At 58.2% G+C, this 17,079-nt stretch carries 18 protein-coding genes; 10 read left to right on the top strand and 8 right to left on the bottom strand.

The window, feature by feature from the left end:
* Window position 1: 1 nt before the first annotated feature.
* The 3 genes from ACR0DX_RS09070 to hrpB form a co-directional block, all read right to left on the bottom strand.
* On the bottom strand, window positions 2–1,480 hold the full coding sequence (locus ACR0DX_RS09070) for an inorganic phosphate transporter (RefSeq protein ID WP_170354997.1): 1,479 nt from the start codon (window positions 1,478–1,480) through the stop codon (window positions 2–4).
* Between the two features lie 92 nt (window positions 1,481–1,572).
* Complete coding sequence (locus ACR0DX_RS09065; protein WP_170354998.1) at window positions 1,573–2,031, bottom strand: NUDIX hydrolase; 459 nt, start codon at window positions 2,029–2,031, stop codon at window positions 1,573–1,575.
* Between the two features lie 139 nt (window positions 2,032–2,170).
* Complete coding sequence (hrpB, locus tag ACR0DX_RS09060; protein ID WP_170724512.1) at window positions 2,171–4,603, bottom strand: ATP-dependent helicase HrpB; 2,433 nt, start codon at window positions 4,601–4,603, stop codon at window positions 2,171–2,173.
* Window positions 4,604–4,756: 153 nt separating this feature from the next.
* Here hrpB and meaB point away from each other — a divergent pair, with 153 nt between their 5' ends.
* The 5 genes from meaB to ACR0DX_RS09035 all read left to right on the top strand — a co-directional run bounded on the left by meaB (window position 4,757) and on the right by ACR0DX_RS09035 (window position 8,735).
* Window positions 4,757–5,746, top strand: a complete 990-nt coding sequence (gene meaB / locus ACR0DX_RS09055; protein WP_170355071.1) for a methylmalonyl Co-A mutase-associated GTPase MeaB — start codon at window positions 4,757–4,759, stop codon at window positions 5,744–5,746.
* A 109-nt stretch (window positions 5,747–5,855) separates the two neighbouring features.
* Window positions 5,856–7,007: a Hint domain-containing protein gene (locus ACR0DX_RS09050; protein ID WP_170355000.1), complete on the top strand. Its 1,152-nt coding sequence runs from the start codon at window positions 5,856–5,858 to the stop codon at window positions 7,005–7,007.
* Between the two features lie 160 nt (window positions 7,008–7,167).
* The gene (rpmB, locus tag ACR0DX_RS09045) at window positions 7,168–7,455 is read left to right on the top strand and encodes a 50S ribosomal protein L28 (protein ID WP_008756960.1); all 288 of its coding nucleotides are present in this window, start codon (window positions 7,168–7,170) and stop codon (window positions 7,453–7,455) included.
* Window positions 7,456–7,956: 501 nt separating this feature from the next.
* Entirely contained in the window at window positions 7,957–8,220 is a 264-nt protein-coding gene (locus tag ACR0DX_RS09040) for a hypothetical protein (RefSeq protein WP_234900781.1), read from the top strand.
* 41 nt (window positions 8,221–8,261) lie between these two features.
* On the top strand, window positions 8,262–8,735 hold the full coding sequence (locus tag ACR0DX_RS09035; RefSeq protein WP_170355002.1) for a copper chaperone PCu(A)C: 474 nt from the start codon (window positions 8,262–8,264) through the stop codon (window positions 8,733–8,735).
* Window positions 8,736–8,815: 80 nt separating this feature from the next.
* Here the strand turns inward: ACR0DX_RS09035 and ACR0DX_RS09030 are convergent, their stop codons facing one another.
* Window positions 8,816–9,424: a DUF308 domain-containing protein gene (locus ACR0DX_RS09030; RefSeq protein WP_170355003.1), complete on the bottom strand. Its 609-nt coding sequence runs from the start codon at window positions 9,422–9,424 to the stop codon at window positions 8,816–8,818.
* A gap of 60 nt (window positions 9,425–9,484) precedes the next feature.
* Window positions 9,485–10,180 carry an NAD-dependent deacylase gene (locus tag ACR0DX_RS09025; RefSeq protein WP_170355004.1) on the bottom strand — a complete coding sequence of 232 codons (696 nt, stop codon included), beginning with the start codon at window positions 10,178–10,180 and terminating at the stop codon, window positions 9,485–9,487.
* A 28-nt stretch (window positions 10,181–10,208) separates the two neighbouring features.
* Here ACR0DX_RS09025 and ACR0DX_RS09020 point away from each other — a divergent pair, with 28 nt between their 5' ends.
* On the top strand, window positions 10,209–10,652 hold the full coding sequence (locus ACR0DX_RS09020) for a low molecular weight protein-tyrosine-phosphatase (protein ID WP_170355005.1): 444 nt from the start codon (window positions 10,209–10,211) through the stop codon (window positions 10,650–10,652).
* Here ACR0DX_RS09020 and ACR0DX_RS09015 read toward each other — a convergent pair.
* Window positions 10,649–11,590 carry a LysR family transcriptional regulator gene (locus tag ACR0DX_RS09015; RefSeq protein WP_170355006.1) on the bottom strand — a complete coding sequence of 314 codons (942 nt, stop codon included), beginning with the start codon at window positions 11,588–11,590 and terminating at the stop codon, window positions 10,649–10,651. The two genes, ACR0DX_RS09020 and ACR0DX_RS09015, sit on opposite strands and share 4 nt — an antisense overlap.
* A 66-nt stretch (window positions 11,591–11,656) precedes the next feature.
* On the bottom strand, window positions 11,657–11,965 hold the full coding sequence (locus ACR0DX_RS09010) for a hypothetical protein (RefSeq protein WP_170355007.1): 309 nt from the start codon (window positions 11,963–11,965) through the stop codon (window positions 11,657–11,659).
* 109 nt (window positions 11,966–12,074) lie between these two features.
* Here ACR0DX_RS09010 and ACR0DX_RS09005 point away from each other — a divergent pair, with 109 nt between their 5' ends.
* A complete protein-coding gene (locus ACR0DX_RS09005) occupies window positions 12,075–12,755 on the top strand; it encodes an RNA ligase family protein (RefSeq protein WP_480845872.1) in 681 nt (226 codons plus the stop codon).
* Between the two features lie 86 nt (window positions 12,756–12,841).
* Window positions 12,842–14,641, top strand: a complete 1,800-nt coding sequence (gene lepA, locus ACR0DX_RS09000) for a translation elongation factor 4 (protein ID WP_170355008.1) — start codon at window positions 12,842–12,844, stop codon at window positions 14,639–14,641.
* 34 nt (window positions 14,642–14,675) lie between these two features.
* Here lepA and ACR0DX_RS08995 read toward each other — a convergent pair whose 3' ends face one another.
* Window positions 14,676–15,623, bottom strand: a complete 948-nt coding sequence (locus ACR0DX_RS08995; RefSeq protein WP_170355009.1) for an aldo/keto reductase — start codon at window positions 15,621–15,623, stop codon at window positions 14,676–14,678.
* 192 nt (window positions 15,624–15,815) lie between these two features.
* On the opposite strand from ACR0DX_RS08995, the gene ACR0DX_RS08990 reads away from it, so the two are divergent.
* The gene (locus ACR0DX_RS08990) at window positions 15,816–16,130 is read left to right on the top strand and encodes a hypothetical protein (RefSeq protein ID WP_234899444.1); all 315 of its coding nucleotides are present in this window, start codon (window positions 15,816–15,818) and stop codon (window positions 16,128–16,130) included.
* A gap of 116 nt (window positions 16,131–16,246) precedes the next feature.
* Window positions 16,247–16,696, top strand: coding sequence for a hypothetical protein (locus tag ACR0DX_RS08985; protein ID WP_234899443.1), 450 nt, complete (start codon window positions 16,247–16,249; stop codon window positions 16,694–16,696).
* Window positions 16,697–17,079: the final 383 nt, after the last annotated feature.

Raw genomic sequence — 17,079 nt, 5'->3', positions numbered from 1 at the left:
TTTATTGAAAGGCCGTCAGCATCCAGAAAATCACGGCTGACATAGCAGCAGCAGCCGGAACCGTAACAACCCATGCTGCGATAATGGTCATGAAATGCGAACGCCGCACCAGTTTGCGCCGCTTATGCTCTTCCCGCGCCAAACGACGCTGGGGCGGTCGCTGCTGGTTCGAGGCTTTCCAGCGGCGATCTGAATGCCATTCACGATAAAAACCAACGCCGAACACGGCGCCAACAGCGATATGTGTCGAACTGACGGGCAGACCCAGCCAGCTTGCCACGATCACGGTAATCGCAGCCGACAGAGCCACGCAAAAGGCACGCATCGGGTTCAGTTTGGTGATCTGGCTGCCAACCATGCGGATCAGTTTGGGCCCGAACAGGAATAAGCCGAAAGATATCCCGAAGGCCCCGATCACCATAACCCATGTCGGAATCGCAACTTTCGAAGCAAAGTCACCGAACTCGGCCGCGTGCACGATTGCGGCCAAGGGGCCGACTGCGTTGGCGACATCGTTGGCGCCGTGGGCGAAGCTAAGGAATGTAGCCGAGATGACCAGCGGCAAACCGAACAAGGACTTCAGTGATTTGGTCCGGTTTTCCAGCCCTTCGGATTTGCGGCGCACCCATGGAATAGTTGCCGACCACGCCAAAATTCCCGACAGCAACCCAACCAGTAGTGCGATTTCCAGATCGACTTTCACGATCCGCTTCAGCCCTTTAACGGCCAAATATGTCGCGAATGCTCCGGCCATGACGCCGACCAGAATGGGAACCCATCGCCGTGCAGCAGCGATCTTGTCATCCTGATATTGAATTTTGGCCTTGATCAACCCAAGGAAACCCGCAGCAATCACCCCACCCAATACCGGAGAGATGACCCAGCTTGCCGCAATAGCGCTCATGGTTGCCCAGTTGACGGCGCTTAGACCGGCTGCGGCAATACCTGCGCCCATAACCCCACCCACGACCGAATGTGTGGTCGAAACCGGAGCGCCAACCCAAGTGGCAAGGTTAACCCACATCGCCGAAGATATCAGCGCAGCCATCATAGCCCAGATAAACACGTTGCTTGTCTGAACCGAGGCCGGGTCGATGATGCCTTTCGAAATCGTGGAAACCACGTCTCCTCCGGCGAGCAATGCTCCAGCGCTTTCGGCAATCGCTGCGATAACAATGGCGCCACCCATGGACAGCGCATTGGCGCCGACGGCTGGGCCCATGTTGTTGGCCACGTCATTGGCGCCGATGTTGATCGCCATGTAAGCGCCGAACGCGGCTGCTGCGACTACGATTAGTCCACCATCTGCCTGGCCAAACAGAACTGCCGCCGACAAACCGGCAAGGGCAATAAAGGCCAGCGCAATCCCCGGTGCCAGCATGGGGCGTGCCACGTGGACATTCGCGGTCTCAACGCGTGAGATACGATTCAGATCGCTGTCCAGCGTTTGCCATCGGGTTTTTGAGCTTTGGTCTGACATAGTGTTTCATACCGAAAATCGGATCGACGCATGCCGCTATCCGGTTTCCGGTTCAAGGACAACACCGGTGTCATCAATTTGTCGCTAAATTGTTACAATCGTCTCAGCAAGTCACGCAGCTCGGGCTCGTGCACCCTCTCGGCTGCGGTCGTGGGCGATACCCACTCGCGTGTGCGCTGGTCTTTTTCTGGGAAGTCTTCGGCCAGGTCCTGAACCTCGATGCGGAAAACCGTCGTCAGAACGGGTTGTGCCGAGCCATCCTTGAGGATTTTCTCATATGCAAATTGCCCGACGGGTTTTTCCTGAACGGTTCGCGCCCTTACCCCGGCTTCTTCCCAGGCTTCCTGTCTTGCGGTCTGTGCACCATTGAGCCCGTCAATCGGCCAACCTTTTGGTATGATCCAACGTCCCGTATCCCGGCTTGTGATCAGTAGTACCTGCACGCCCTCGTTTGTATTCCGAGTGCACAACGCGGCAAATTGCACCCTGCGCGGGCGCAGGATCAGAGGTCTTGCGACCTCTTCCCAAATATTGTGCAGCCATTTTGTCATGCTCTTACGCCCTGTGGTCAGGGCGCCTCCTCAGAGCAGCACATAACAACGAAATGGTATATGTTCAATGAACGGGTGAAGGTTTGATCCGTGTTGGCGGTCTTTGTGCCCGGAAAAGGATCAGTCTGTCACAAGCGGATCAACGTCGGCGTTTTGCGCGCAGTGTCGGATCAGCTTGGGTTGGATCCTCTGGCCAGGGGTGTTTGGGATATTGGGCGCGCATATCTTTGCGAACGTCTGCGTATGAGCCGGCCCAGAACCCCGGTAAGTCCCGTGTAATCTGGATTGGGCGCTGGGCGGGGGACAGCAGAGTGATCTTGAGGGGCTCGCCGCCCACGATCGGATGGCGGGTTACTCCGAACAGCTCCTGCAACCGGACCGAGATTTCGGGGGCCGCACCGCCGTAGTCAATCGGCACTTTCCGACCCAAAGGTGTTTCGAATGATCCGGGTGCGCGCCGGTCCAGTTCCTGTGTCTGGTTCCAATCCAACCGGGCGCGCAATGCAGTTAGCAGGTCGAACTTTTTCCAGTCGTCAGCCGATCGCACGCCCGAGAGCATCGGCAGCAACCAGTCCTCTAACGACGCAGCCAGCCCGTCAGGTGAGAAATCGGGCAGGTCGACGCCCTCGGCCCTGACCAATTCGACCCGCGCGGCCAGACGCGCCGATGCGCCGTTCAAGCGCAGACCCAGATCGCGCACTCCGTCCAGCATTGCCATAGCCAGGATGTCTTCGGGCACGTCTTTCCAAATGCGGTCGTCCAGAGTTATGGCACCCAACCGCTCTTGACGGCGCGCAATAACGCGGCGGTCCCGTTTGGACCAGACGCAGCTATCAACCCAGTCGATCTGATCCGCGAACAGATCGCGAATTTCGCGCTCGGATATTTGCGCGGCCATGCGCACACGCGCCTCACGTGGGTTGCCGTCGGTGTCTGTGACAACCAGATAAGGGCTCGCTGCCAAAGTGTCGGCACTGTCCAACACTACACCTTTTCCGCCAGACAAAACATATCGCGGATCGTCACCCTTGCGACGCTGGCCAATACGGTCGGGGTAGGCCAGCGCAGCCATGGCTGCGGGGCTCAGATCAGATGGCTTTCCATTTCGGCGCAGCCGCTTGGCTTCGGCATTTATGCGGTCAATCGCCCCCGAATTCACTTGCCAGATGCGATTGCGTTGAAAGGCGCGCAGATCGCGTAGTGCTTCTAGCCGCAGCAACATATCGGTCGGCGCGCCGCGCAGCGGGTCTCGTTCGGCCATCAGCGCAGCCAGAGAGGATGCGTCCGGCCCGGCACGCTCTAGCATGTGCCCTAGCCGGGGATGCAGGGGCAGGGCCGATAGGGCGCGTCCGTGAGCGGTGATCCGCCCCTTACCGTCCAAAGCGCCCAACATGGTCAACAAGCTGCGGGCTTCGGCCATGGTGCCTTCGGGCGGAGGGGTCAGAAAGGCGAGGTCGTTTACTTCAGCCCCCCAAAGCGCAAGCTCCAGCGCCAGACCGGTTAGGTCGGCGGCTTCGATCTCGGCTGGGGGATAAGCGGCGAGCGCGCCCTCTTCCCCTTTGGACCAAAGGCGATAACAGACCCCTTCTGCCACGCGCCCCGCGCGGCCTGCGCGCTGGGTGGCCTCGGCACGTGTGACGCGTTCTGTCACCAACCTGGACATCCCCGAGCCCGGATCAAACCGCGCGCGGCGCGCCTGCCCCATATCGACCACAACACGAATATCTGGAATGGTTAGAGAAGTTTCGGCAATCGACGTGGCAAGAACGATCTTACGCCCGTCCTCAATCGGAGCTATGGCCTTGCGTTGTGCCGCAAAGGGCATTGCGCCGAACAAGGGGCGCAGCGTGCATCCGTTAGGCAAGCGTCCGGCCAAAGCGGTCTCGGCGCGGCGTATTTCACCCTCCCCGGGCAGAAACACAAGCATTCCGCCTGCCGTTTCACGCTCGGCCTGAACCACCAGATCGACCAACGCATCCAACCGCCGTGCTTGCGGACCAAGCGGGCGGTCCAGCCAGCGTGTCTCGACCGGAAAACTGCGGCCCGCAGACGTCACTAGCGGAGCGCCCATCAAATGTCCGACCGGTTCAGCGTCCAATGTCGCGGACATTGCCAGCAGGATCAGATCGTCGCGCAGCGCGCCCATCACTTCGAGGCAAAGCGCCAGCCCTAGATCGGCATTCAAGGACCGTTCGTGGAATTCATCGAAGATCACCGCGCTGACGCCGGGCAGATCGGGGTCGGATTGCAGCATCCGGGTCAGAATGCCTTCGGTCACAACCTCGATCCGGGTGGATTTGGACACTTTTGCCTCGCCACGCACCCGGTAGCCGATAGTTTCCCCCACGCGCTCGCCCAGCGTTTCGGCCATGCGTTCCGCTGCGGCACGGGCAGCCAGCCGACGGGGTTCCAGCATCACGATCTTGTCAGCGCACAGCCCTGCCTCGAGCATTGCTAAAGGCACACGAGTCGTCTTGCCCGCGCCCGGGGGCGCTTGCAGCACGGCGCGCCCCGAAGCTCGTAGGGCGTCCAGCAGATCGGGGATGGCGTCTTCAATGGGCAGGCGAGTCATGCGGGCTTTATCCGCCAAGCATCGGGCGGCGTCCAGTTCTGTGGTTTGCAGGTGACGACCTGCTTACATCCAAACGGATTCCGGCGCAGTCCGGTCTGGACAAATCGGCTTCAGCGACGGCAAGTAGTCGTGCCGCAAAAGATCGGGGTTAAAATGGAAATAGACAGCCTGAGTGACAGGATTTTAAACGGAGATCGGCGCGCGCTGGCCCGTGCGATAACCTTGGTAGAAAGCGGCCGCGCCGATCATCGAGCGCAGGCCAGCGAATTGCTGGCGCGTCTCGCAGGCGCGGGGAAACAGGCATTGCGGATTGGGCTGTCAGGTACGCCGGGCGTCGGTAAATCCACGTTCATCGAAAGCTTTGGCATGATGCTGATCGGTCAAGGATTGCGCGTGGCGGTTCTGGCCGTCGATCCCAGTTCGACCCGTTCTGGGGGCTCGATTTTGGGCGACAAAACCCGGATGGAGCGCCTAAGCCGGGAACCTGCCGCCTTTATCCGACCTTCCCCCAGCCAAAGCCATTTGGGCGGTGTTGCGCGTCGAACGCGCGAAGCCATCGCCCTGTGCGAGGCAGCTGGGTTTGATGTGGTTTTGATTGAAACGGTTGGAGTAGGGCAGTCGGAAACCGTGGTGTCCGAGATGTCAGACCTGTTTCTTTTGCTGCTGGCCCCTGCAGGTGGGGACGAGCTGCAAGGGGTCAAGCGCGGTATTATGGAGATGGCCGACATCATCCTTGTCAACAAGGCGGATGGAGATCTCAAGGCAACGGCCACACGGACCTGTGCCGACTATGCCGGAGCGCTGCGTTTGCTGAGAAAGCGCCCGCAGGACCCTGAAGGTTTCCCCAAGGCCATGACGGTCTCTGCGGTTGAAGAGCATGGGCTTGAGCAATCCTGGGACGAAATGCGCTCTTTAACAAATTGGCGCAAGGAAAGCGGGTATTGGTCCACGAACCGAGCGGAGCAGGCGCAGTTCTGGTTTGAACAGGAAGTGCGTACAGCGCTCTTGTCGCGGCTTGCGACCCCACAGGCCCGCGCCGAGATGGAACGGCTGGGCAACGCGGTTCGAGAAGAGGGACTAAGCCCGTCAGTGGCGGCAGAAACACTGTTATCGAACCTGATGCCGGGCCAGGGATACTCCTGAAGACAAGAATTGCGTGATGTGAAACCGAGTTTCCCGTGCTGCGTGCGGGGGGCTGTCGAATGCGCGTAAAGATGGTATCCTGATCGTATAAATCGCAGGACCTGAGACTATGCCTCGTATCAATGGGACCAACAGTGGCGATGATATTGACGTCACAAACGACAGCGGGACGCTGAACGGCACTCCGCAAGGGTCTCCTATTGATAACATTCGCGGTCGAGGCGGCGATGACGATATCACGGTCACGGACAGCACGATTTCCGACAACGTTGTTGGGAATACGGGTAACGACAACATTGTCATTTCCAATAGTACTGTGATTGGACGAGTCTCGGGCGGTGCAAATTCCGATACGATAACAGTCAGCGGGTCTAATGTCGGCTCTATCAGGCTTGGGGCGGGTAATGACACGCTCAATTTCAGCAGTACGACCGTCAGCGACGACGTCGTCGGCGGAAGCGGTACAGACACGCTGAACCTACCAGAAGGCACGGTCGTTAACGACGCCACATTCGGTACGTTCACGGTTGAGGCCGGGGTTGCCTATTCGGTGTCCAGTGGCACGTTCACGCTGCCGTCGGGCACAACCGTCACATACAGTGCTTTCGAAAACGGGTCGGGCGTGCCGTGCTTTACTCGAGACACCAAGATTTTGACGACCAAAGGTGACCGTTGCATCCAGACGCTGAGGGTTGGGGACGAAGTTCTGACGCTGGGACAAGGCGTGCAAGCGCTGCGATGGATTGGGCGACGCAGCATTTTCAAGGAAAATTTACAGGCCAACCCTCGTCTGCGACCAGTTCGTATATCAGCAGGGGCGCTTGGTGATGGCCTGCCGCACGAAGACCTTTTGGTATCGCGACAGCATCGAATGCTAGTGCGGTCCCGGATCGCGCAGCGAATGTTTGGTGCGCCCGAAGTCCTTGTTGCCGCAATCAGACTTGTTGATACGCCCGGCATTTACGTTGACGAGAACGTGGATGAGGTGGAGTATTTCCACCTGTTGTTTGATGAGCATCAAGTTGTTTTTGCCGGAGGAGCGCCGACTGAAAGCCTTTTCACCGGTGTTGAGGCGTTGCGGGCGTTGGACCCCAATGCGCGGCGTGAGATTTTCGAGATTTTCCCAGACTTGGCCAAGGGTCTTCCCACGCGAGAAACCGCCAGATTGATACCTGAGGCACGGCAGCAAGCCCGGTTGTTGGAACGCCATCGTAAAAACGGTAAACCGCTTTTGTGGTCGCAATCGGGACCTGCTGGCTGAACAAACGAAGTTGGCGTAAAGAATCCGCGCGATCCGTCTTGACCCTTCCGGCGATTCCCACTACACGCATCCAACCAGTTTTCGGGCGCGACTTCGGGTTGCGCCCCTTGTGATTTGGCCGAGGCGTTATGCCGGGCCTCCAGAAACAAAGGAAGAAACCATGTCGCGCCGTTGCGAACTGACCGGAAAAGGCCCGATGACTGGCAACAATGTCAGCCACGCCAAAAACAGAACTCGTCGTCGTTTCCTGCCGAACCTGAACGACGTTACCCTGCAGTCGGAAACCCTGGGTCGTGGCGTAAAGCTGCGCATCTCGGCGGCTGCTCTGCGCTCGGTCGACCACCGCGGTGGTCTGGACGCGTTCCTGGCCAAAGCCAAGGACGACGAACTGTCGGCTAACGCGCTGAAAGTGAAAAAGGAAATCGCCAAGGCACAAGCCTCGGCCTAAGCCTTTTTCACATGTAAAATATTCGGCCCTGTACCCATGATGGCGCAGGGCCTTTTCTATTGCATCAAAGCCAAAAAGCGCGATTTGGTGACAATCCGTGGATATGGAGTGATTTTGTTCACATACCTCCGCTCTGAATGACGTTATGTTTAAGCATATTCATCCGACGGAGATCATTCTCATGTCTTTCAAATCTCTCGAATCTTTCTCCCTGTTGGCCGCTTTTTTCGGCAAAACCTTTGGGACATGTTTTCGGATGCAACGTCAGGTGAACAGGTTGCATACAAGCCTGACCAAAGGGTCTGTCAAGCGTACCGAACGGGACGGTTGATACTTTCCTCCTGACCCACGGGCTTCAAGCGTTTTCGATTGCGCTTGAAGCCCTCTTAACGTCCGGCCTATATCAAAGGCGAAATGAAAGCTGTTCTGCATAAGACGTTGCCTTTTGTATTGTCGCTGCTTGTCTTGCTCACCGGGCAAGGAGTAGCCGCGTCTAGGGGCATGGAAACTGCCGTTGGGCAGATGGTCTTGTGTACCGGAGACGGCCCTGTGGTCGTCTATACGGATGCGGATGGACAACCCACGCAGCCTCCGCATTTCTGTCCGGACTATGCGATGACGTTGCTTGGGGCGGTCCTTGATGTTTCGTCCCGCGTGCCCGAAGCGCCAAAGCCCGATCAGGTTCAACCCGCACGGACACGCCGCAACCTGATTGCGGCACCAATTCCACATCACCCTGCGCGGGCTCCTCCTGTCGTGTTCTGACAATCAACTTATTCTCAGACACTTAAAGCAGGAGAAGCCAGATGCGCTTTTCATTCAAACTATTGGCCACTCTGGCCGCCGCCACCATTGCAACCGCTGCGGTGGCACAAGATTCGATTGCAGTCGAAGATGCTTATGCGCGTTCGTCCGGCAAGACTGCCAAAGCCGGTGCGGCGTTCATGATGATCGAAAACACCGGTGACGCAGATGACCGGTTGATCGCCGTTGAATCTGAGGCTGCGGCGCGGGTTGAACTGCACACGCATGAGGTTGATGCCAACGGCGTTGCCAAGATGATCCATGTCGAGGAAGGGTTCGTGATCCCGGCGGGTGAGGCGCGTGCGCTGAAACGCGGAGGGGACCACGTCATGTTCATGGGGCTGACGGCGCCTTTCGAAGAAGGATCCACTGTCCCTGTCACTTTGATCTTCGAAAAGGCCGGCGAGGTCGAGGTTGACATTCCGGTTGATCTGAAGCGTCACGACGCTGGTGGGCACGGGTCGCATTCGCACTGAGGCTACGCGCGTCTTCGCGCCGCTTTGCGGCGGTCATCCACGCGTCAGGCCGGGCTGAGCCCGGCCTGCTTGCGTCGAGTCTAGCGGTTGACGACGCGCATCGAAACGCGGTCGCGGGCGGATTTGAAACGCAATGCGAGGAAGATCATGACCCCCGAGAAGGCCAGCGCCGAAAACGCAATGGCCCAGCCCAGTGCCACCATTCCAGTGACCGGCCAGAACATTAGAACCAGCCCAATCAGCAACGCGACGATCCCTGAATTGCGGAAGGTTGCCGAATCTGGATGCTGATCCGGTATTTCTCGCCACGCTGCCAGCGAACCGACGCCAGCAATCAGGGCCCATGCACCGAAAAGGAAGAAGGTCAGTCGCGCCACGCCCTCGGGCCAGATCAGAAGGACCAGCCCAATAAGCAAAGCGCCTATTCCGAATCCTCCGATCAGGCCGCGTCGACCGAACCCAAACAGGGTGACGCCGCCGTCAAGCACCAGTAGCAGACCGACTAGACGCAACAGAAGCGAAATGCTGCCCGTCGGCCAGAACAACGCTGCAACCCCCAACACACCGGCGAGAATGCCGCGCAATAAAAAAGTCCACCACAGATTGGCCAGCTGCTCTCCCATCGCTTCGCGACCGTCCAGGCTGTGGCTATCAAGGATTTCTTCGTGCGGCGTATGAGGGTCGGTCATGTGGGCCTCCGGTTGTGGTCGCGGGTTCAGTATACAATAAATCTCTTTTGTATCTGACGTCTATTGTTGCCCCAGCAGGTCGTCGACCCAGCGTGGGACTGTTTCCGACGCCGGGCCGAGGATGACCGTTTCAAAGCTGGACGCGCCATCCGAGGGTTCAAGGTTTAATTCGACGGTCCGTGCACCAGCATTGGCAGCCTCGTGCACGAAAGCGGCGGCCGGATAGACCTGCCCAGAAGTTCCGATCGAAGCAAAGATCGCAGCCTCGGAAAGGTGATCGTAGATGGTTTCCATGTGATAAGGCATCTCTCCGAACCAAACTACGTCGGGTCTGGCAGACGGTGCGGCACATGCGGGACAGGATTCACCCACGGACATCTTCGGGGGGGCAACCCAGCGGTGGTCGCACGCGGCGCAAAGCGCCCCTGCAAGAGTTCCGTGCATATGAAGAACGTTTTTGGCCCCGCCGGCTTCGTGCAGGCTATCTACGTTTTGGGTCACGATCACAACATCACCGGGCCAGTTGCGTTGCAACCGGGTCAGCGCTTGATGGGCCGGATTGGGCTGCGCGTTCGCCGCCTGTGTGCGGCGGGCATTGTAGAACCCCTGTACCAAGGCCGGGTCACGCGCAAACCCTTCGGGTGTAGCGACATCTTCTATCCGATGCTGAGACCAAAGCCCGCCTTCGTCCCGAAATGTGCCCAACCCGCTTTCGGCCGAGATTCCGGCTCCGGTCAGGATGACAATCTTTTCCATTCCTACCTCACACGTTACACCTTGGTGCATGAGCCACCGTATCCTGTTTGTCTGTTTGGGCAATATCTGCCGTTCACCCGCTGCCGAGGGCGTGTTTCGCGCCCGTGCACCACATCATACGACTGATAGCGCCGGGACCTCGGGCTGGCATGTCGGCGACCCGCCCTATGGGCCGATGCAGAAGGCAGCAATGGTACGGGGGGTAGCACTGGGCGATTTGCGCGCCCGGAAATTTGTGGCCGAGGATTTCAACCGGTTTGATTTGATCCTTGGCATGGATGCCGACAACATCGCCAATATCGAGGATCTGCGCCCCGAGGGCAGCGACACTCCGGTCCGCTTGCTGACCGATTTTGCCCCGGAAACCGGCGCGGACCATGTGCCCGACCCCTATTACACCCGTGATTTTGACGGAGCTTTGGACTTGATCGAGGCCGCTGTGGAAGGCCTCGCCGCTCATCTGCGTGGTTAGGCCATCACCTTAAGCCGACCGTCCAGCCAAGGCAGTTGCGTCAAGGCCGGGTCCACGATCTGGCTGCGCATCAGTCGGCGCATCATATCGGCCACCTCTTGCGGAACCTGATCGGACCAGTCGGTGCGGGTGAACAGCGAGATCATTCGAGAAAAGTCCCCAAACGGGGCAGGGTGCGCCTCAAGCCCGTCGTGGAACCGGGCGGCGCGCATGAACCCTAAGGGCGTGGTGATGGCCCAGCCAAGGCCGCGCGCGACCATCGCCATCAACGCAAGGTGCGAACCGATCTCGAACCGTTCCTCGAACTCTAGTTTCTGGCGGGCCAGATGTGCCTCGATCTGGCGGCTGATAAGCTGTTCACGGGCGTAGCGCAGAAAGGGTAGGGTCTGCACTGCATCCTGCGCTCCTTTAGGGGTCACCAGAATGAACGGGTCCTGCACCAGCGGGTATTCAGCAACGCCTTCAAGCACTTCACCCGAATGGGCTGATACGGCCATGTGCAGGCGCTGTGCCTCGAGATCGGCGAACAGATCAAGACTGGGCAGGGTGATCAGTTTGAATTTCGAACGCGTCAGGCTGTCGGCCAGCAATGTCGCCAGTCTGGGTGTCAGGTCATTGTCGAAATCGTCGATCAGCCCGATGGACAGGGTAGTCAGATGACCCAGATCCATCACGGTCAATTCGCTCTGGGCCATTTGCAATTCGGCCAAAACCGTCTCAGCGCGGGTCAGAAAGCTGCGCCCGGCCTGCGTCAGCCGCATTGGGCGGCGTCCGTGGTCGACCAGTTCGGTGCCCAACGCGTTTTCCAGATTGCGTAATTGCTGGCTTACCGATGGCTGGCTGAGCCCGGTGATCTCGGCCGCCTGCGCCACCGAACCGGTGCGCGCCAAGGCCTCGAACACTTCAAGGCCCCGCAAAGTCAGCCCTTTCATCACCATCGCACACCCCTTTTGCTGCGCCTTTTCTGGGGCGCAGGACGGGTCAGGTCAAGGATGCTGAGGTATTTAGCTACAGATCGCCTGCGCCATCTGGCCAAAATTCTGATATCGATCCCATAGCGCATCATCCCGCGCGGTGCGTGACATTTTCAGCTCCTGCGCCTGATGGGGGTCAGCGAACCATTTCGAGACGGTCTTTTGGTCGCTGCGCGTCAGCGCCTGATCGGCCACGCGTTGAATGCAACTGCACCGATCCCGCGTCGCAGCCGACCGGTCCGACGCCAGACATGCCCGCTTGATTTGCGCGGCCTCAACCGCCAACGGAGAACTTGCCACAGACGCAGCACACAATGCTATTAAGAGGAACTTTTTCATGCTCGAGCCTCGTTTTTGCCTGCCCGGAGGGATCTTGCGCCCCTCTCGGCCTTTAGCGGAGTATGAATCAAACTGGATTCAGGATCAATCGGGGGGTGCGAAAATGTGATTGGGCAGTGGAGCAAAGTCGCATTTGCTTAGGCAAACCAACGGATTTGAAAATAAAATGCTTAAGAAGTACGGCCGCACATTCCATTTGCCACAATCCCCTGGGGCTACCAGCGATGACAAAATCATGCGCAGTGTCGACGGGCTGGTTGCCGCCGATGAGGTGGTCTTCACCGAGAAAATGGACGGTGAGAATACGACTATTCACAACCAGGGCTGCCATCCACGCAGCCTTGATGCCCGATACCATCCGTCGCGCGATTGGATGAAAGCTTTTGCGGCTGGCATCTCACCTCAACTGGCCGAGAATGAGCGTATTGTTGGCGAGTATCTCTTTGAACGCCACTCTATCGTGTATCCCGCTTTACCATCCTTTTTTCTGGGTTTTGTATGGATCAAACAAGAGGAGGTTCAGGCCTGGGACGCGACTCTCTTTCGCTTTGCCGAACTTGGGATCGCGCCGGTACCAGAACTGCATCGCGGGCCGTTTTCGGATCAGGTTGTTAGCACTGTTCTTTCCAACCTCGATCTCGATAGGCAAGAGGGTTTCGTGGTTTGTGATATGGCTGCATTTTCGGAACAGGATATGCCAACCCGCCTGGCCAAGTATGTGCGCGAAGATCATGTGCAAAGCGACACGCATTGGATGAATGCTGAACTGATCAAAAACGAGCCTGCATGACATCCGACAAGCCACGCGAACAAAGGCGTTCGCATGGGGCTGTCCCACCTTGACCAGCGACTGTTTTCGAACCATATCCCGTCGCTATGACAGACCTCGCTCATATCCGCAATTTCTCCATCGTCGCGCATATCGACCATGGCAAATCCACCCTTGCTGACCGGCTCATCCAAGAGACCGGAACGGTCAAGGATCGCGACATGAAGGAACAGCTGCTCGACAGCATGGATATCGAGCGGGAACGTGGCATCACCATCAAGGCCAACACGGTCCGCATCGACTATACCGCGGACAATGGCGAGGCATATGTGCTGAACCTGATCGACACCCCCGGCCACGTGGACTTTGCCTATGAGGTCAGCCGGTCGATGCGCGCGGTCGAGGGCTCGCTGCTGGTTGTGGACTCGACCCAAGGGGTCGAGGCGCAGACGCTGGCGAATGTGTACCAAGCCATTGACGCCGATCATGAGATCGTGCCGGTGCTGAACAAGATCGACCTGCCCGCGTCCGATTGTGACCGCGTGGCGGAACAGATCGAGGACGTGATCGGCATCGACGCGACCGACGCCATTCAGGTCAGCGCCAAGACGGGGCAGGGTATCCATGAGACGCTTGAGGCTATCGTCCAGCAACTGCCCGCACCACAAGGCAATCTGGACGCGCCGCTCAAGGCGATGCTGGTGGATTCTTGGTACGACGCCTATCTGGGAGTGATCGTTCTGGTCCGCATCATGGACGGCACGCTGAAAAAGGGGATGCGGGTCAAGTTCATGTCGAACGGGACCCTCCATCATGTGGACCGCGTCGGCGTCTTCCGCCCCGAGATGGAGATGGTCGACAGCCTCGGCCCCGGTGAGATCGGCTTTCTCACCGCTTCAATCAAACAGGTCCGCGACACCCGCGTTGGTGACACTATCACCAATGATCGCAATGGGACTGAAGACGCGCTGGACGGGTTCAAACCCGCGCAGCCGGTGGTGTTCTGTGGCCTCTTTCCCGTCGACAGTTCCGAATTCGAAGACCTGCGCGATGCGATCGACAAACTGGCGCTGAACGACGCCTCGTTCTCCTTCGAAATGGAAACCTCGGCGGCACTGGGCTTTGGCTTTCGCTGCGGCTTCCTGGGCCTGCTGCACCTAGAGGTCATCCGCGACCGCATCGAGCGCGAGTATGATATCGAACTGATCACCACCGCACCGTCGGTGATCTATCACGTCTACATGAAAGACGGTGAGATGATCGAGCTGCACAACCCCGCCGATATGCCCGACCCTTCGAAGGTCGATCATATCGAGGAACCGCGCATCAAGGCGACCATTCTGGTGCCCGACGAATACCTCGGCGACGTGCTGAAACTGTGCCAGGACCGCCGTGGCATCCAGCTGGACCTGACCTATGCGGGGTCACGTGCGATGGTCGTCTATGACCTGCCGCTTAACGAGGTCGTCTTTGACTTCTACGACCGCCTGAAATCGGTGACCAAAGGCTACGCGTCCTTCGACTACCAGATGACCGGCTATACCGAGGACAATCTGGTCAAGATGTCGGTGCTGGTGAATGACGAACCCGTCGATGCGCTGTCGACCATGGTTCACCGAGACCGGGCCGAGATGCGGGGCCGCGCGATGTGCGAAAAGCTCAAGGACCTGATCCCGCGCCACATGTTCAAAATCCCGATCCAGGCCGCCATCGGAGGCAAGGTCATCGCCCGCGAGACCCTCTCGGCGCTGCGTAAGGACGTGACCGCGAAGTGTTACGGCGGCGACGCCACGCGGAAACGCAAGCTGCTGGACAAGCAGAAGGCGGGTAAGAAGAAGATGCGTCAGTTCGGGAAGGTCGATATCCCGCAGGAAGCGTTTATTTCGGCGCTCAAAATGGACAGCTAAGGCTGTCCATTTCTTCCTCTTGGTTTGTCTAAGTTTACGCGGATTCTGGATCGGCGTCCGATTGTGCGAGGTCGGTGAGTTCAGTCCAGACCGCCTCAGGGATGTCCCAATCGGCCCACTCAAGCGTTTGGTTTACATGCTGGGGCCACGTCACCCCGCAAACTGTTGAAGCAATGTTTGCATCTCGAAGCGAGAATTGCAGCGCCAGCGCGCCCATTGGAACGTCGTATCGGGCACAGATATCTTCGACCGCGCGCACAGGCGCGAGCATTTCTTCTGTTGCTGGCCGGTAAACGTAAAAATGGTGAACCGCGCTGCCTCTTGCCAGAATTCCTCCCGCGTAGGGTGCTGCATTTAAGACGGTGACACCCTTGGAAACGGCTTGTTCAATTAGGGGCGAAGCATTCACGTTTACAAGTGTGTGCCGGTTATGCGTCATCACAACATCGAAGTCCCAGTCGCGCAACATAGGCGACAGGACGTCCAGCCGTCCGCCGGCCAAACCAACGGCAGTTGCAAGGCCTTCCTCTTTGATTTTGAACAATTCGTCCAGCGCACCTCCGCTGCGCGTGATTTCTGAAATATCACCAGCGTATTCCGGGTCGTGGAGGTGAAGGATGTCGACGCTGTCTACGCCGAGTGCCATCAGGCTTTGCTCTAGCGACCGCCTAGCTTGATTAGCGTCGAACACGCTCGTTTCCATGTCTCGGTCGATTTTCGTGGACAATACACAGCCTTCTGGCAAACCACCGAGTTCACGAATTACGCTCCCAATGCGGTCCTCACTTCGGCCCATAGCATAGCCGCGGGCGGTATCGATAAACCCGTCGGGGCGGGTAAGTATTGTGCGCAAGGTTTCTCGCGCCCTATTCTCATCAACTTCGTAACCATAGATTTGCGGAATGCTACCTATTCCTGTTGACCCAAAACCAATTCGAGGAATTCTCACCCCGGTTAGACCGATTTCGTGAAACGTCGTCATGGCTCCCCCTCTTCTGAAATTCGAATCAGAATATATGAATATTCGACGGGATTCTTATGCACTTCAAGCTGGAGGACTGAGTAAAATCACTCGAAAGCCAAACAGGATATCCAAATATGTGATCCTCCTCACAGCCCAACTTTTTAAAACTTGTTAGTGTTGACCTAGCGGCAACTTCGGCGGGAGGTCCCTATGTCCATGGTCCCCATAATCGCCCTCGGATCGGCAGGTCTCTATTCCATTGCCATGATCTCGATGAAGTTCTGGTGGAAAATCCCCGGCCTCGGCCTTAGCCTGTTGATCGTGGCAACCCTGCTGGCCGCCGCAACGCTGGAGCTTGCCGCGCTGCGCGAGGAGCGGTTGGGGATCATCTATACCGGCATTCTGGGGGCCGAGGTTGTGCTGATCGCCATCGCCTCGTTCTTCTTGTTCGGTGAAGACTTCTCGATGCGGGAAGGGATCGGGATTGCCTTGGTTGTCGCTGGAACCGCCTTGGCGTGGGCCTGATTAACCACAATCTAAACCCTTCATGAAGCTTCCTTCACAAATGTTGTAACGCGTCTGCACCCTCCCAATCTGTTCAGCAGGCCAGCACCGGCCTGGACAAAACGGAGGAAGAGACAATGACCAGATTTATGACTGCCGGAGCAGCCGCTCTGGCCACGAGCCTTACTCTTGCAACAACAGCCATGGCCGACACGCCCGACCTGCGCGGCACGTGGGTGGGCAGCTATACTGCCGTCGGCCCGAACCGGACAACGACCGGCGATGTGCCCCGGTTCAACAACGCCGAGTGGGTGCTGGATATCCAAAAACAGCAAGACAATGTGTTCTGGGGACCCAGCAAGTGGCGGTCGAGTGCCGCTCAGGACTGGCGAATGCTGGATGCTACTGGGACCATCAGCCTGGACGACCCAACCCGGATCAGCATCGTTGAAAGCTCGGCCAACCCCGAGATCGGTGTGAACGCATTGATCGATGCCCGGTATGAGGACGGCAAGATTTATGCGGATTTCCGTAGCCTGCGTCGCGGAACGACCTACAGCACCGTTCTGGAACGTCAGGTGAACTGAAGCGTTTCCGGTCCGGTTGGGCTGTAGGGGGTACCGGCTGTAGTTAATCTGCAGCGCTTAGTGGGTAATTCCGGCCGGGTCGGAGCGCTTCTCAAATTGGTCTCCACAGGGAGGAGACGGGTCGGGCGGTGGTTGGATCGCTCGCGATAAGGGCAGGATGGTCTGATGTCGGAATGTGTTCCCGGCATCGGTTTCCTAACCCGTGCGGACCTTCAGCGCAGCCTCGTGTGGCGAAACGAAGCCGCTGTCCGACCCAACTTGTTGAAAATCCGGAAAATGGTGCGGCTGCGCGTTCGCCAGATTTTTGGTTGCCCCGGCGATCGCGTCACCGAGTGTAGAGAATGCGCTGCTGTATCACCGGCTTCAGGTCACAAGCCGCAGTC

This window comes from Ruegeria sp. D3 (genome assembly GCF_056534465.1).
This window is presented reverse-complemented; position numbering and strand designations above follow the sequence as displayed.

Excerpts from the sequence above, each read along its gene's own strand:
- lepA (WP_170355008.1), top strand. The coding sequence starts at position 12,842 with ATGACAGACCTCGCTCATATCCGCAATTTCTCCATCGTCGCGCATATC.
- ACR0DX_RS09015 (WP_170355006.1), bottom strand. The coding sequence starts at position 11,590 with ATGGTGATGAAAGGGCTGACTTTGCGGGGCCTTGAAGTGTTCGAGGCC.
- ACR0DX_RS09030 (WP_170355003.1), bottom strand. The coding sequence starts at position 9,424 with ATGACCGACCCTCATACGCCGCACGAAGAAATCCTTGATAGCCACAGC.
- ACR0DX_RS09050 (WP_170355000.1), top strand. The coding sequence starts at position 5,856 with ATGCCTCGTATCAATGGGACCAACAGTGGCGATGATATTGACGTCACA.
- ACR0DX_RS08995 (WP_170355009.1), bottom strand. The coding sequence starts at position 15,623 with ATGACGACGTTTCACGAAATCGGTCTAACCGGGGTGAGAATTCCTCGA.
- ACR0DX_RS09010 (WP_170355007.1), bottom strand. The coding sequence starts at position 11,965 with ATGAAAAAGTTCCTCTTAATAGCATTGTGTGCTGCGTCTGTGGCAAGT.
- ACR0DX_RS09040 (WP_234900781.1), top strand. The coding sequence starts at position 7,957 with ATGGAAACTGCCGTTGGGCAGATGGTCTTGTGTACCGGAGACGGCCCT.
- hrpB (WP_170724512.1), bottom strand. The coding sequence starts at position 4,603 with ATGACTCGCCTGCCCATTGAAGACGCCATCCCCGATCTGCTGGACGCC.
- ACR0DX_RS08985 (WP_234899443.1), top strand. The coding sequence starts at position 16,247 with ATGACCAGATTTATGACTGCCGGAGCAGCCGCTCTGGCCACGAGCCTT.
- ACR0DX_RS09025 (WP_170355004.1), bottom strand. The coding sequence starts at position 10,180 with ATGGAAAAGATTGTCATCCTGACCGGAGCCGGAATCTCGGCCGAAAGC.
- meaB (WP_170355071.1), top strand. The coding sequence starts at position 4,757 with ATGGAAATAGACAGCCTGAGTGACAGGATTTTAAACGGAGATCGGCGC.
- rpmB (WP_008756960.1), top strand. The coding sequence starts at position 7,168 with ATGTCGCGCCGTTGCGAACTGACCGGAAAAGGCCCGATGACTGGCAAC.
- ACR0DX_RS09035 (WP_170355002.1), top strand. The coding sequence starts at position 8,262 with ATGCGCTTTTCATTCAAACTATTGGCCACTCTGGCCGCCGCCACCATT.
- ACR0DX_RS09065 (WP_170354998.1), bottom strand. The coding sequence starts at position 2,031 with ATGACAAAATGGCTGCACAATATTTGGGAAGAGGTCGCAAGACCTCTG.
- ACR0DX_RS09020 (WP_170355005.1), top strand. The coding sequence starts at position 10,209 with ATGAGCCACCGTATCCTGTTTGTCTGTTTGGGCAATATCTGCCGTTCA.
- ACR0DX_RS08990 (WP_234899444.1), top strand. The coding sequence starts at position 15,816 with ATGTCCATGGTCCCCATAATCGCCCTCGGATCGGCAGGTCTCTATTCC.
- ACR0DX_RS09070 (WP_170354997.1), bottom strand. The coding sequence starts at position 1,480 with ATGTCAGACCAAAGCTCAAAAACCCGATGGCAAACGCTGGACAGCGAT.